Below are 14,268 nucleotides of genomic sequence, written 5' to 3'. Positions count from 1 at the left end.
TAACCGCTCAGGACGTCGGACAGGCGACCACCTTCGGTGGTGACGCGGGTGTACTCGGAGAGAATGTGGTCAACCGTGCCAGGGAAGTGCGCAATTGCGCTCATCACTTCACGAATGCCTTCTTCGATCCGCTTGGCGATTTCGATTTCGCCTTCACGGGTCAGAAGCTCGACCGTACCCATTTCACGCATGTACATGCGCACCGGGTCAGTGGTGCGACCGATATCGGTCTCCACCGCCGCCAACGCAGCGGCTGCTTCTTCCGCAGCGGCCTCGTCGGTATCGGCGTCGGCCAACATAAGGGCGTCCGCATCCGGAGCACTCTCGTGTACGGGGATCCCCATGTCGTTAATCATGCGGATGATGTCTTCCACCTGCTCCGGATCTGAAATATCCTCGGGCAGGTGGTCGTTGACCTCGGCGTAAGTCAGATACTTCTGCTCACGACCCAGTTTGATCAACTCAATAATACGAGACTGCTGTTGCGCTTTTCCGGACATAACACCCTATCCACTGAAGGTCTTGGCGGGCAAAAAACAAGCCGAGGATTATACCTGAGCTATGACCTCACGCGCCAGTTGAGGTCGGGTTTGATGCGGAAACATTGCGACTTAAAAGGTCGCGCAGTTGATTTTTCTCTTCGACGCTCAGTTCGCTTTGCCGCGCTTTCCTGAGTAACTGTTCGAGATTTCGCTCGCGTTGGCGGGCGGACAAGCTAGTAATGGTGTCGAAAAACTGTTGTTCAAGGTTATCTCCGTCAATCAGCCATTCCTTTTCTGCCAGTGCCTTGAGCAAGCGACCCTGTTCAGTGCCGTGCCATCGCGCGATCAACTGAAATGAGTTTAGCTTGGGATTCTTCTGTACGGCTTCGAGCAGCGCCACAAGCAGCTGGGCGTTGGTCTGATTTTCATCGGCAATATGCCCGGCGTCCTCGACGCGCTTGGCCAGTTGCGGATGATGGAGCAATGTTCTCAATGCCGTCAGGGTCGGCGATTCAACGCCAATCGGCGTGCGCGGGCGCTGCTGTTCGCGATCGCCACCACGCTTGCCGTTCTTGTCCCACGGTTTCTTGTCCCACTTCTTGCCGCCGGCGCCGGGTTTCTTCGGCGTCCATTCCTGCTGCGGCGCGTACATGTCCTGTGCCTGCGGCTGATGGTAGTCGCTGTAGTCCGGCATGGCGTCGTAATCGAAGCCCGGATCGTAGGCGGGCGGTGCTTCCTGCGGCGCACTCTGAACCAATTGGCTGACGGTTTCGCTGCTCAGGCCGGTAATCTCGGTCAGGCGCTGACGCATGAGGATGCGCAGGTTCGCGCCCGGCACCTTGTCGATCAATGGTGCGGCGAGGGTGGCCATGTGCGCCTTGCCCTCAAGAGAGCGCGGGTCGGATTCTTCGGTCAGTTGCTGGAAAAAATAATCGGCCAGCGGCTGCGCGTGCTGATTGATGCGCGCCTTGAATGCGTCGGTGCCTTCGGCGCGAACCAGGGTGTCCGGGTCTTCGCCTTCGGGCAAAAACAGGAACCGCGCGCGACGACCGTCCTGCAGGCACGGCAGGGTCGCTTCCAGTGCACGCCAGGCTGCGTTGCGGCCGGCCTGGTCGCCGTCGAAGCAGAACAATACGTTCGGGACGACGCGGAACAGGCGTTTCAAATGTTCTTCGCTGGTCGCGGTACCCAGTGTGGCGACGGCATTGCGCAAGCCTTGCTGGGCGAGGGCGATGACGTCCATATAACCCTCGACGACGATGATTTCGTCGAGGTTGCGATTGTTCTTGCGTGCTTCATAAAGGCCGTAGAGTTCCTGGCCTTTATGGAATACCGGGGTTTCCGGTGAGTTCAGGTACTTGGGCTTGTCGTCGCCCAGTACGCGACCGCCGAAGGCGATGATCCGTCCACGGGTGTCGCGGATCGGGAACATCACGCGATCGCGGAAGCGATCATAGCGCTTGCCGGTTTCGGCGTTCTCGATCAGCAGGCCGGCTTCGATCATGGCTTTCTGTTGCAGGGTGTCGCTGCTCAGATGCTTGAGCAGGTTGTCCCAGCCTGGCGGCGCAAAGCCGAGGCCGAAATCCCGAGCGATCTCGCCGGTCAGGCCGCGGCCCTTGAGGTAATCCACCGCAGCCTTGCGCGACGGATGACTCTTGAGTGCCTGCCGGTAAAAATCAGCGGCGGCGGTGAGCAGCGGGTACAGCGGCGAATCGGTCGGCTGACGCGGCTTGCGCTCGCGGCCGCTTTCTTCGCGGGGGATTTCCATGCCGGCGGCTTTGGCCAGATCTTCGACGGCCTGGGGGAAATCCAGATTGTCGTGATCCATGAGAAAGCCGAGGGCGTTGCCGCCAGCGCCGCAGCCGAAACAGTAATAGAACTGCTTGTCGGGGCTGACGCTGAACGACGGGGTTTTCTCTTTGTGGAACGGGCAGCAGGCGGTGTAGTTCTTGCCGGCCTTCTTCAATTGCACGCGCGAGCTGACCACGTCGACGATGTCGGTGCGGTTCAGCAGGTCGTCAATGAAGCTCTGGGGAATCAGCCCGGCCATGGCGTTCTCGTTGTCTGCGCTGCAATAAATCCGTTGCGACAGGCTGTCGGACGCGGGCCATTGCTGGAAACGCACAAAAAGTGCGGCTCGACCGGTGTCGTCTGCGTGATCGCTGTCGGGAAGTGTATCTGCCGAAAATCCACTGACGTTAGTACCTATCAGTCTTCGACTATTTGAAAGTGTTGCGCTGAATCCGCTGACGGCCGGTTGTCGGCCTCGGATAGCTCAATAAAGCGGGCACGCATGCAGGTGCCTTGGGCTGATCGTCGTAAGAGGAATCAGTGGGTGTGCTCGTCAGTAGCCTTGAAAGGCTCGTCAGAAAAGACGTGCACCGCTGGCAAAAGAGCCAGGCCTGACGCGGTGAAGCAGATTTGTCTCGGTCGCATCGGCGGCGTCGACGGTGAAGCATCAAGCGTTTTACGCAAATGCCATTAGCCCGGCTGAGGGCCGGGCTTAGGCAAGAAGCTTGCTACGAACGTCTGTGGATTAGTACAGACGAACGGCGCGGCGCTGTTCGCGCTGAACTTTCTTGGCGTGACGCTTAACAGCGGCTGCTGCTTTGCGCTTACGCTCAGAAGTTGGCTTCTCGTAAAATTCGCGGCTACGAACTTCAGCCAGTACACCGGCTTTTTCGCAGGAGCGCTTGAAACGACGCAGAGCTACGTCGAAGGGTTCGTTCTCTTTTACTTTGACGGCTGGCATCCAGAGCTACCTTCATTCATTACCGGGGTCAACATCCTCGCGGCAAAAGAGCACTTGAAGACGTCGGTTTTTAAGGGTTGCGGATGTTAACCCCTCATCGCTCGGAATGCAAAGCCTCTGATCGAAAACCGCTGGTCGGGGCATCACGTGGCGACTATTATGCGCGCCTTCGAATTCAGCCTAAACAAGGCGCAAACCCATGCTAGTACTGGGATTAGAAACCTCCTGCGACGAAACCGGCGTCGCATTGTATGACAGTGAACGCGGTCTGCTGGCCGACGCGCTGTTCAGTCAGATCGACCTGCACCGAGTCTATGGCGGTGTAGTGCCGGAGCTGGCCTCGCGTGACCACGTCAAACGCATGCTGCCCTTGATCCGTCAGGTGTTGGCCGAGGCCGACTGTGTGCCGACCGAGATCGACGCAATCGCCTACACCGCAGGTCCTGGCCTGGTCGGCGCGCTGCTGGTCGGTGCCTCCTGCGCGCAGGCGCTGGCGTTTGCCTGGGGCATTCCGGCGCTTGGCGTGCACCACATGGAAGGCCACTTGCTGGCACCGATGCTGGAGCCGAAACCGCCGCAATTCCCGTTCGTCGCTTTGTTGGTTTCCGGTGGCCATACGCAGTTGGTTCAGGTCGACGGCATTGGCCAATACAGCCTGCTCGGCGAGACGCTCGACGATGCGGCCGGTGAAGCCTTCGACAAAACCGCAAAGATGATGGGCCTCAATTACCCCGGTGGGCCGGAAATCGCCAAACTGGCCGAGAAGGGCGTCGCAGGACGTTTCACTTTTCCGCGTCCGATGTGTGATCGCCCAGGTCTGGACTTCAGCTTCAGCGGCTTGAAAACCTTCGCCCTCAACACCTGGCAGCAATGCGTCAGCGCCGGGGACGACGGCGAGCAAGCCCGTTGCGACATCGCGCTGGCATTCCAGCAGGCCGTGGTGGAGACTTTGACCATCAAGTGCAAGCGCGCCCTGAAACAGGCAGGCATGAAGCGGCTGGTGATTGCCGGCGGCGTCAGCGCCAACAAGGCGTTGCGGGTTTCGCTGGAAAAGATGCTCGGCGATATGAAGGGCGATGTGTTCTATGCGCGCCCGGAGTTCTGCACCGACAATGGCGCGATGATCGCGTTTGCCGGTTGTCAGCGCCTGAAGGCTGGTCAGCAGGAAAGTCTGGCAATCACCGTGCAGGCACGCTGGCCAATGGAGCAGTTGTCGGCGCTGTAATGAGCGGCGCTCATGAACGGCAGTCAGAAATGCCGTTCGCGCCCGGCAAACAGGTCGCGTAGATTGCCGCGATGGCGCCAGACAATCAGCAAGGTCAGCGCGCTCATTGGCAGCAAGGCTTCCGGCTCTTGCCAGGCCAGCAACGGCAGGGTCAGTGGCGTGGCAATCAGCGCCGCCAGCGAGCTGGTGCGGGTCAGGTAGAACGTCAGTAGCCAGGCACATACGGCCAGCAGTGCGGCGGGTGGATACAGGCCGAGCAGCATGCCGGCGGCAGTGGCAACGCCTTTGCCGCCGCGGAAGCGAAAGTACAAAGGGAACAGGTGACCGATCACGGCGCACACGCCAATCCACGCCTGATCCTGCAGTGAGAGGCCCGCGCTCGAGGCGATCAGCACCGGCAGCAGGCCTTTGCACAGATCACCGAGCAGGGTCAGGATCGCCAGTTTGCGACCGGCCAGGCGCAGCATGTTGGTGGCGCCGGCATTACCCGAGCCACTCATTCGCGGATCCGGATTTCCGGTCAGGCGGCTGAGCAAAATGGCGAAGGACAGCGAGCCGAGCAGGTAGGCGAGAATCGCCAGTAACCAAAACATGCTAACTATTCCGGGCGAGGACGCCCTGATTCTAACGGCGCATCGCGCCCTTGTCGTGCAGCGGAGAGAAGTGCTTGGACAGAGTGTTTATCGAGGGCCTGGAAGTCGACACCGTGATCGGTGCCTACGACTGGGAGCGTGGCATCCGTCAGTGCCTGCGTCTTGATCTGAGCTTCGCCTGGGACAATCGCCCGGCTGCCGCCGGTGACGACCTGACCCTGGCGCTCGATTACGCCAGTGTTTCCACGCGCATTCAGGCCTTTGCCGAGCAGGCGCAGTTCCAACTGGTCGAAACCTTTGCCGAGCGTCTGGTTGAAGTGCTGATGGCCGAATTCAAGATCACCTGGGTGCGACTGAAACTGACCAAGCCGGGCGCCGTTCCGGCCGCCAAGGGTGGTGTGGGTGTGGAGATCGAGCGCGGATGTCGCTGACTCAGGTCTACCTCGGGCTCGGTAGCAATATCGAGCGCGAAACCCATTTGTGCGCAGGTCTCGATGCGCTGGCCACGTTCCTGGTGGATATCCGATGTTCGGCGGTGTTCGAGAGCCAGCCGGTGGGCATCAAGAGCGGACCGTTCTTCAATTTCGTGGTCTCGGCCTACACCGATCTGCCGTTGATGGAGCTTGATCGCCGCTTGAAATTCATCGAGGCAGACAACGGTCGCTATGCACCGGATCGCAAGGGCTTGCCGCTGGATATCGACGTGCTGCTGTATGGCGATCTGGTCGGTAACTTCGACGGATTGGTACTGCCGCGTGCGGAAATTCTGAAAAATGCCTTTGTGCTGTGGCCGTTGTCGTTGATTGCGCCGGAGCGGGTGCATCCGGGGGTGGGCAAGAGCTTTGCGATGTTGTGGGCTGAGGCGCAGATTGATCAGGTGTTGGCGCCGGTTGCGTTCGAATGGCGGGGGGAGCAGCTCACGCCTTCGGATTTGCGGTGATATCAAATTCGCTTTCGCGAGCAGGCTCGCTCCCACATTGGATCGAGGTCTCCGGTGGGAGCGAGCCTGCTCGCAAAGTTTTTTATCAGGCTGTCGCCGCCTCTTTGTAGGCTTTCAACGCCTTCAGTCGTTCCCGCTTCAGCGCTTCGCCCAGTTCAGGCCCCTTGAATCCCTGCTCCAGCAACGGCTGCACGGCCACTTCTCGTGCAGCTTTCGCCGCTCCGCGCAAATAATCTGCCTGTGGATAACTGCGCTGCTCCAGGCCCTTGCGGCCACGGGCATCCATCTCGCACGCGGCGATAAACTCTTCGAATCGTTGCGGCCGGCGATAGATATCGAAACTCTGCAGCAACTCCAGCAGCGTCGAGGCTTTCAGCTCCAGCGCCCGGTGCCCATGGGTGTGGTATTGCCCGACCAGCAGCGCCAGTTCCTGACAGTCTTTGGGGACTTTGAAGCGCTCGTTGACCGCTTTGATCAGCTTCAGCCCGGTGTACTCATGGGCGATATGCCTGGGCCATTCTTCTTCCGGCGTCAGGCCTTTGCCCAAGTCGTGCAGGAGGCAGGCCCAGCGCACTGTCAGTGGTTGTTTGTGCAGGGATGATTGCTCCAGCACGCTCAGAGTGTGCAGGCCGGTGTCGATTTCCGGGTGATGGGTCTCTGGCTGCGGCACGCCGAACAAGGCGTCGACTTCCGGCATTAGCTCTTTGAGTGCGCCACAGTCGCGCAAGACCTGGATGAACACCTGCGGGTGGTCTTCCATCAATGCTCGAGAAATCTCCTTCCAGCTACGTTCGGCAGTCAGCGCTTGTAGTTCGCCGGACTCACTGAGCTGGCGCATCAAGTCCATGGTCTCATCGGCGACCGTAAAGCCCAATCCTGCGTAGCGCGCAGCAAAACGGGCAACACGCAGGACACGGAGCGGATCTTCGGCGAATGCCGGGGATACATGGCGCAGGATTCGTGCTTCGAGGTCGCGTTGACCATGATACGGATCGGTCAGGTTGAGCTGATCGTCCTCGGCCATGGCATTGATCGTCAGGTCGCGTCGAATCAGGTCTTCTTCGAGCGTGACTTCGGGACTTGCGTAGAAAGTGAAACCGCCGTAACCGCGACCGCTTTTGCGCTCGGTGCGGGCGAGGGCGTATTCCTCACCGGTTTTCGGGTGCAGAAACACCGGGAAATCCGCGCCGACCGGGCGGAATCCCTGGGCGAGCATTTCTTCAGTGGTCGCACCGACCACGACCCGGTCGACATCAGTGACCGGCAACCCTAACAGGCGATCACGTACCGCGCCGCCAACCTTGTAAACCTGCATAAAAAACCTCCGTCAGTCCGACAGGATAACCCTTGCGTCAGACTTTCGGAGGCCAGAACCGGATCAAAGATGAATCACGGCCAGATCGAGCCGGCCGTAATCGCCCTCGCTGTGTTCACTGCGTGGCGGCACGTGATGGGTTTTCATGATCTGGTCGCCTTGCAGGGTTTCCAGATGAATGTCGAAGCCCCAGAGCCGGTGCAGGTGCTTGAGCACTTCCTCGGTGGAGTCGCCCAATGGTTTGCGGTCGTGCTGCTGATGGCGCAGGGTCAGCGAGCGATCACCGCGCCGGTCGATGCTGTAGATCTGCACGTTCGGCTCACGATTGCCGAGGTTGTACTGCGCTGCCAGGGTTTCCCGGATGATGCGGTAGCCGCCCTCATCATGAATGGCCGGCACCAGCAGATCGTCTTTCTGGTCATCATCGAGAATGCTGAACAGCTTCAGATCGCGGATCACTTTCGGCGACAGGTACTGCAGGATGAAGCTCTCATCCTTGAAACTGCTCATGGCGAACTTGATGGTCGACAGCCAGTCGGAACCGGCGATGTCCGGGAACCAGCGGCGATCCTCTTCGGTAGGCTCTTCGCACATGCGCCGAATGTCGCGGTACATGGCGAAACCCAAGGCATAGGGGTTGATGCCGCTGTAGTACGGACTGTCGAAACCCGGTTGGAATACCACGCTGGTGTGCGAGGTGAGGAATTCCATCATGAAGCCGTCGGTGACCAGGCCTTCGTCGTACAAATCATTCATCAGCGTGTAATGCCAGAACGTTGCCCAGCCTTCGTTCATGACCTGGGTCTGGCGCTGTGGATAGAAATACTGGGCGATCTTGCGCACGATGCGCACGATCTCGCGCTGCCACGGCTCCAGCAGCGGTGCGTGTTTCTCAATGAAATAAAGGATGTTTTCCTGCGGCTCGGCCGGGAAGCGGGCGTTGTCCTTGTCGCTGTATTTGTCCGCGCCTTTGGGAATGGTGCGCCACAGATCATTGATCTGCTTTTGCAGGTGCTCTTCACGATCCTTTTGCCGCCGGCGCTCTTCTTCGGCGGAGATCGGATACGGACGCTTGTAGCGGTCGACGCCGTAATTCATCAAGGCATGGCAGGAATCGAGCAGATCTTCCACGGCGTCGATGCCGTGGCGTTCCTCGCACTGCATGATGTACTGCTTGGCGAACACCAGGTAATCAATGATCGAACTGGCATCGGTCCAGGTGCGGAACAGGTAGTTGCCCTTGAAGAAGCTGTTGTGGCCATAGCAGGCATGGGCCACCACCAGCGCCTGCATGCAGATGGTGTTTTCTTCCATCAGATAGGCGATGCACGGATCCGAGTTGATCACGATCTCGTAAGCCAGGCCCATCTGTCCGCGACTGTAGGATTTCTCTGTGCTGAGGAAGTGTTTGCCGTAGGACCAGTGGTGATAGCCCAGCGGCATGCCCACCGAGGCATAGGCGTCCATCATCTGCTCGGCGGTGATCACTTCGATCTGGTTGGGATAGGTGTCCAGAGCATAGCGGGCGGCGATCCGGGCGATTTCGCGGTCGTAGGTCTGGATCAGCTCGAATGTCCATTCGGAGCCGGTGGAAATGGGTTGGCGTTTCTGCTCTTTGGCGGTCATGTCACTAACCTGCGCTGGAAGAGTTCACGGAAGACCGGATAGATATCTCCGGCCGAGACCAGTTGCTGCTGGGCAAACGTGTCAGAGAAGGCTTCGGCGATGCGTTCGTATTCGTACCACAGGGCCTGATGTTCGCGCGGGGTGATCTCCACATAAGTGTAGTACTGCACAAACGGCATGATCTGGTTGATCAGGATGTCACGGCAGATCGGCGAATCGTCGTTCCAGTTGTCGCCGTCGGAGGCCTGAGCGGCGTAGATGTTCCACTCGTTGCTCGGATAGCGCTCGGCCATGATTTCCTGCATCAGCTTCAGGGCGCTGGAAACGATGGTGCCGCCGGTCTCGCGAGAATAGAAAAACTCCTCTTCGTCCACTTCCCGGGCGCTGGTGTGGTGACGGATGAACACCACGTCGATCTTGTCGTAGTTACGCTTGAGGAAAAGGTACAGCAGGATGAAGAAGCGCTTGGCGATGTCCTTGGTCGCCTGCGTCATCGAACCGGAAACGTCCATCAGGCAAAACATCACTGCTTTGGAACTGGGATTGGGTTGCTTGACCAGCAGGTTGTATTTCAAGTCGAAGGTATCGAGGAACGGCACGCGATGGATGCGTGCGCTGAGTTTTTCAATTTCAGCCTCGAGTTCCTGGATATCGCCGAAGTTGTCCGGTTCTTCGCGCTTGAGCCGTGCCAGCTCTTCCTTAGCTTCACGAAGCTTTGCGCGGCTGCTGCCGGACAGGGCAATACGACGTGCATGTGCTGAGCGCAGGGTGCGGATGATATTGATGCGTGAAGGGTTACCTTCGTTGCTGATCCCGGCGCGTACGGTTTTGAACGTGTCGGTGCCGGTCAGGTTGCGTTTGACCAGGTTCGGCAGTTCCAGGTCTTCGAACATGAATTCGAGAAACTCTTCCTGCGTGATCTGGAAGACGAACTCGTCCATGCCTTCGCCGGAATTCCCCGCCTTGCCCGGACCGCGTCCACCGCCGCCTCCCGGTGGACGAGCGATATGTTCACCGGCCGTGAACTCTTTGTTACCGGGATGCACCACGGTCTGCTTGCCGCCGCGTCCATGATGAAGCACCGGCTCGTCGATATCGCGGCCGGGAATGCTGATCTGCTCGCCATGCTCCATATCCGTGATGGAGCGGCGACTGACTGCCTCTTCGACAGCCTTCTTGATGTGGTCACGGTAGCGCCGCAGAAAACGCTGGCGGTTCACCGTGCTCTTGTTCTTGCCATTGAGGCGTCGGTCGATCACATAGCTCATAAGGCCCCTCCGGGGAGCTTCAAGTTTTGAGCTGCAAGCTGCAAGTAGAAGCGAATGTCCGTGTTTTCGGGTTCACGCGCTTAGTTCTTGCAGCTTGTGGCCTATAGCTTGCAGCTGCCTCACTGCGACTTGCGGACCCGCAGGTACCATTCGGACAGCAGGCGTACCTGTTTATCGGTGTAGCCACGTTCAACCATTCGCGTTACGAAGTCGTTGTGTTTCTGCTGATCCTCCTTGCTGGCCTTGGCGTTGAAGCTGATGACGGGCAGCAGGTCTTCGGTGTTGGAGAACATTTTCTTCTCGATGACCACCCGCAGTTTTTCGTAGCTGAGCCAGGTCGGGTTCTTGCCGTTGTTGTTGGCCCGGGCGCGCAGGACGAAGTTGACGATTTCGTTGCGGAAATCCTTCGGATTGCTGATCCCTGCCGGTTTCTCGATTTTTTCCAGTTCTTCGTTCAGCGCCACGCGGTTGAGAATCTCGCCGGTTTCCGGGTCGCGATACTCCTGATCCTGAATCCAGAAATCCGCATACAGCACGTAGCGGTCGAAGATGTTCTGACCGTATTCGCTGTAGGACTCCAGATAAGCGGTCTGGATTTCCTTGCCGATGAACTCGATGTAGCGCGGCGCCAGGTATTCCTTCAGATAGCGCAGGTAGCGTTCGCGGGTTTCGGCCTGGAACTGTTCCTGTTCGATCTGCTGCTCCAGCACATAGAGCAGGTGCACCGGGTTGGCGGCGATTTCATGCGGATCGAAGTTGAACACCTTGGAGAGGATCTTGAAGGCGAAGCGGGTCGACAGACCGTTCATGCCTTCGTCGACACCGGCCGAATCGCGATACTCCTGAATCGACTTGGCCTTCGGATCGGTGTCCTTGAGGTTTTCACCGTCGTAGACGCGCATCTTCGAGTAGATGTTGGAGTTTTCCGGCTCCTTGAGGCGTGACAGCACGGTGAATTGCGCAAGCATTTTCAAGGTGTCCGGTGCGCAGTGCGCCTTGGACAAGGAACTGTTGAACAGGAGTTTGTCGTAGATCTTCACTTCATCGCTCACGCGCAGGCAGTACGGCACCTTGACGATATAGATCCGGTCGATGAACGCCTCGTTGTTCTTGTTGTTGCGGAAGGTGTGCCACTCCGACTCGTTGGAGTGAGCCAGCAAGATCCCGGTGAACGGAATCGCGCCGAGGCCTTCGGTACTGTTGTAGTTGCCCTCCTGGGTAGCAGTCAGCAATGGGTGCAGCACCTTGATCGGCGCCTTGAACATTTCGACGAATTCCATCAAGCCCTGGTTGGCCCGGCACAGCGCACCGGAGTAGCTATAGGCATCAGCGTCGTTCTGTGGGAATTCTTCGAGTTTGCGGATATCGACCTTGCCGACCAGCGCCGAGATGTCCTGGTTGTTCTCGTCACCGGGTTCGGTCTTGGCCACCGCAATCTGATTGAGGATCGACGGGTACAGCTTGACCACGCGGAACTGGCTGATGTCGCCGCCGAATTCGGCCAGGCGTTTGGTCGCCCAGGGCGACATGATGGTGTTCAGATAGCGCCTTGGGATACCGAAGTCTTCCTCAAGGATCGCGCCATCTTCAGTGGCGTTGAACAGACCCAGAGGTGATTCGAAGACCGGCGAGCCCTTGATGGCGTAGAAAGGCACTTTTTCCATCAGCTGTTTCAGCTTCTCGGCCAGGGACGATTTACCGCCGCCAACGGGGCCGAGCAGATAAAGAATCTGTTTCTTCTCTTCCAGGCCTTGGGCGGCGTGGCGGAAATACGAGACGATCTGGTCGATGCATTCTTCCATCCCGTGGAAGTCTTCAAAGGCCGGATAGCGGCGGATCACCTTGTTGGAGAAGATGCGCGACAGCCTCGAATTGGTCGAAGTGTCGAGCAGTTCCGGTTCGCCGATCGCCATCAAGAGACGCTCGGCGGCGGAAACGTAGGCGCTGCGATCGTTTTTGCACAGCTCCAGGTACTCCTGCAGAGAGAGTTCTTCCTGGCGTGTGGATTCGAAGCGTTGTTGGAAGTGGCTAAAGATACTCATGACGTCACCTCGCTCGATACGTGGAGCCGACGCCGGATCACTCAGTCGATGCTGGCAGCAGTCGCTGTGGCAGCTGCTGTTTACCCCCCAGAATTCTCCCACGGTCGACAAACCGCGAAAGCTACTCCCGATGATCCGCGCGCCGGTGTACCGGCTCTCCCCTGATTTGGATGGCCTGCGCTTAAGGATAGTTGGGAATTCGAGAGGTAAAGGCGAGATACGTAATTAGTTGTGGCAGACCGTTCGTCTGCCGCGCGCAGGCCCACGGCAGCCGGGGCCTGCGCGGCGCAAAAAAATTATTCGGCGGTGCCTTGCGCGGTTTCCGACGGATAAGTCGTACGCCACAGCTCAAAGCCGCCGTCCATGCTGTAAACGTCGGAGAAGCCTTGGCTGACCAGATAGGCGGCTGCGCCCTGACTGGAATTGCCGTGGTAGCAAACCACGACGGTCGGTGCATCGAGGTCGGCGCCCTGAATGAAAGCGTGCAGGGAATGGTTGTCGAGATGTTTGGAGCCGCTGATGTGCAGCGCGGCGAAGGTTGCTGGATCGCGCACGTCGACCACAACGGCGCCTTGTTCACGCAGGGCCTGCGCCTGTTCCGGGGGGATTCGTTTGAATTCGGTCATGACTAAGTACCTGTTGCTCTACTGAAGGCGCAGTCTAACGCGAGGCGTTGACGGGCGAATCGTTGGGGGTGAGTGGGGCGACTGATGGCGCAAGTCCGCCGTGCTCGTCGCATTTGCATGACAGGCGTTCGCCGCTGTCGACGTTCATCAGCGTCAGGCTGCCGCCCCAGACGCATCCGGTGTCCAGCGCGGAAATGCCCGGCTCGTGGATATTGCCCTCGAGCGCAGCCCAGTGACCGAAGATGATGCGCAGGCCTTTGGTCTTGCGCTCCTTGTGCTGAAACCACGGCCTGTAGCCGGGCGGGGCGCTGTCCAGGCCTTCCTTGCTTTTGAGGTCGAGCTTGCCCTCGGCGGTGCAAAAGCGCATGCGCGTGAAGTAATTGGTGATCACCCGCAGACGATCAATGCCTTTGAGGTCGTTGTCCCATTTTGCCGGCTCGTTGCCGTACATACCGTCAAGGTAGGCGGGGAATACGTTGTCGTCACGCAGGGCGGTCTCGACTTCGGCGGCGCACTTCAACGCGCGGCGCAGCGACCATTGCGGCGGGATGCCGGCATGGACCATCGCAACATCGCGTGTTTCGTCGTAATGCATCAGCTTCTGCTGGCGCAGCCATTCCATCAATTGCGGGCCATCGGGGGCCTCGATGATTTCGCGCAGTGTGTCGCTTTTCTTCAAGCGCTCGATCTTCTTCGCGGCGGCCAGCAGGTGCAGGTCGTGATTGCCGAGCACACAGACCAGCGACTCGCGCATCTCGTAGAGAAAGCGCAGGGTTTCCAGCGACTGCGGGCCACGGTTGACCAGATCGCCGACCAGCCATAGCCGATCCAGCACCGGGTCGAAGGCAACTTGCTTGAGCAGGCACTTGAGCGGTTCGAGGCAGCCTTGCAGGTCACCGACGGCGTAAGTCGTCATCAGTGCAGGGCTCCGGGTACGGCGAGGCGAAACGGTTTGATGACGGCATCGAAATGTTTGCCGTCATCGGCGAGCATTTGATAAGTGCCCTGCATGGTGCCGACCTTGGTGGTCATCACCGTGCCGCTGGTATACGTGTGGCTCTTGCCCGCATCGATCAACGGTTGCTGGCCGACGACGCCTTCACCGCGCACTTGTTCAACATGGCCGTCACCATCGGTAATCACCCAGTGCCGGGACAGAAGCTTGGCCGGAAGATCGCCATTGTTCTCCACAGTGATGGTGTAGGCGAAGGCGAAACGGTCGTGTTCGGGTTGCGATTGGTCTGCCAGATAGTGGGTGACGACGCTGACATCGACCTGATAACGGGAATCGGACATGCAAGAGGGCCTTAACGAAGCGGAACGCGGGGCGTAGCTGATGGGGAATCAGTCTAGGCAAGTATCGGGCAGTAAACCAGAGTGGTGTGCTGCCCGATAGCGT

At 58.9% G+C, this 14,268-nt stretch carries 14 protein-coding genes; 3 read left to right on the top strand and 11 right to left on the bottom strand.

What is annotated here, in order from left to right:
• From D8U70_RS08155 to rpsU, 3 genes are all read right to left on the bottom strand, one after another.
• Positions 1-500, bottom strand: a 500-nt coding sequence (locus D8U70_RS08155; RefSeq protein ID WP_277751263.1) for an RNA polymerase sigma factor region1.1 domain-containing protein, incomplete at its 3' end; no start/stop codon positions are given.
• A 67-nt stretch (positions 501-567) separates the two neighbouring features.
• On the bottom strand, positions 568-2,532 hold the full coding sequence (gene dnaG, locus D8U70_RS08150) for a DNA primase (protein WP_024014549.1): 1,965 nt from the start codon (positions 2,530-2,532) through the stop codon (positions 568-570).
• A gap of 486 nt (positions 2,533-3,018) precedes the next feature.
• A complete protein-coding gene (gene rpsU / locus D8U70_RS08145) occupies positions 3,019-3,234 on the bottom strand; it encodes a 30S ribosomal protein S21 (RefSeq protein WP_002551877.1) in 216 nt (71 codons plus the stop codon).
• Positions 3,235-3,433: 199 nt separating this feature from the next.
• Between rpsU and tsaD the strand changes: the two genes are divergently transcribed.
• Positions 3,434-4,459, top strand: a complete 1,026-nt coding sequence (tsaD, locus tag D8U70_RS08140; RefSeq protein ID WP_016772883.1) for a tRNA (adenosine(37)-N6)-threonylcarbamoyltransferase complex transferase subunit TsaD — start codon at positions 3,434-3,436, stop codon at positions 4,457-4,459.
• A gap of 23 nt (positions 4,460-4,482) precedes the next feature.
• On the opposite strand, the gene plsY is transcribed toward tsaD, so the two are convergent.
• On the bottom strand, positions 4,483-5,052 hold the full coding sequence (gene plsY, locus D8U70_RS08135; RefSeq protein ID WP_024014548.1) for a glycerol-3-phosphate 1-O-acyltransferase PlsY: 570 nt from the start codon (positions 5,050-5,052) through the stop codon (positions 4,483-4,485).
• 74 nt (positions 5,053-5,126) lie between these two features.
• On the opposite strand from plsY, the gene folB reads away from it, so the two are divergent.
• Both folB and folK read left to right on the top strand, forming a co-directional pair.
• Entirely contained in the window at positions 5,127-5,483 is a 357-nt protein-coding gene (gene folB, locus D8U70_RS08130; RefSeq protein WP_016772885.1) for a dihydroneopterin aldolase, read from the top strand.
• Positions 5,474-5,992, top strand: coding sequence for a 2-amino-4-hydroxy-6-hydroxymethyldihydropteridine diphosphokinase (folK, locus tag D8U70_RS08125; RefSeq protein WP_130928616.1), 519 nt, complete (start codon positions 5,474-5,476; stop codon positions 5,990-5,992). Before folB ends, folK begins: the two co-directional genes overlap by 10 nt.
• Before the next feature lie 85 nt (positions 5,993-6,077).
• On the opposite strand, the gene D8U70_RS08120 is transcribed toward folK, so the two are convergent.
• The 7 genes from D8U70_RS08120 to apaG form a co-directional block, all read right to left on the bottom strand.
• Positions 6,078-7,307 carry a multifunctional CCA addition/repair protein gene (locus tag D8U70_RS08120; RefSeq protein WP_130928615.1) on the bottom strand — a complete coding sequence of 410 codons (1,230 nt, stop codon included), beginning with the start codon at positions 7,305-7,307 and terminating at the stop codon, positions 6,078-6,080.
• Positions 7,308-7,370: 63 nt separating this feature from the next.
• A complete protein-coding gene (locus D8U70_RS08115) occupies positions 7,371-8,933 on the bottom strand; it encodes a SpoVR family protein (RefSeq protein WP_073476558.1) in 1,563 nt (520 codons plus the stop codon).
• Positions 8,930-10,201 carry a YeaH/YhbH family protein gene (locus D8U70_RS08110; RefSeq protein ID WP_039757709.1) on the bottom strand — a complete coding sequence of 424 codons (1,272 nt, stop codon included), beginning with the start codon at positions 10,199-10,201 and terminating at the stop codon, positions 8,930-8,932. Before D8U70_RS08110 ends, D8U70_RS08115 begins: the two co-directional genes overlap by 4 nt.
• 119 nt (positions 10,202-10,320) lie before the next feature.
• Positions 10,321-12,243 carry a PrkA family serine protein kinase gene (locus D8U70_RS08105; protein ID WP_016772892.1) on the bottom strand — a complete coding sequence of 641 codons (1,923 nt, stop codon included), beginning with the start codon at positions 12,241-12,243 and terminating at the stop codon, positions 10,321-10,323.
• A 296-nt stretch (positions 12,244-12,539) separates the two neighbouring features.
• Positions 12,540-12,869, bottom strand: coding sequence for a thiosulfate sulfurtransferase GlpE (gene glpE, locus D8U70_RS08100; RefSeq protein WP_095181409.1), 330 nt, complete (start codon positions 12,867-12,869; stop codon positions 12,540-12,542).
• Between the two features lie 34 nt (positions 12,870-12,903).
• Positions 12,904-13,785, bottom strand: coding sequence for a symmetrical bis(5'-nucleosyl)-tetraphosphatase (locus tag D8U70_RS08095; RefSeq protein ID WP_130902120.1), 882 nt, complete (start codon positions 13,783-13,785; stop codon positions 12,904-12,906).
• Entirely contained in the window at positions 13,785-14,165 is a 381-nt protein-coding gene (apaG, locus tag D8U70_RS08090) for a Co2+/Mg2+ efflux protein ApaG (protein ID WP_073476562.1), read from the bottom strand. Before apaG ends, D8U70_RS08095 begins: the two co-directional genes overlap by 1 nt.
• Positions 14,166-14,268: the final 103 nt, after the last annotated feature.

This window comes from Pseudomonas sp. Sample_20, assembly GCF_004307585.1.
Taxonomy (GTDB): domain Bacteria; phylum Pseudomonadota; class Gammaproteobacteria; order Pseudomonadales; family Pseudomonadaceae; genus Aquipseudomonas; species Aquipseudomonas atacamensis.
Note: the sequence above shows the minus strand (reverse complement) of the source record. Positions and strands in the feature narration are given on the sequence as shown.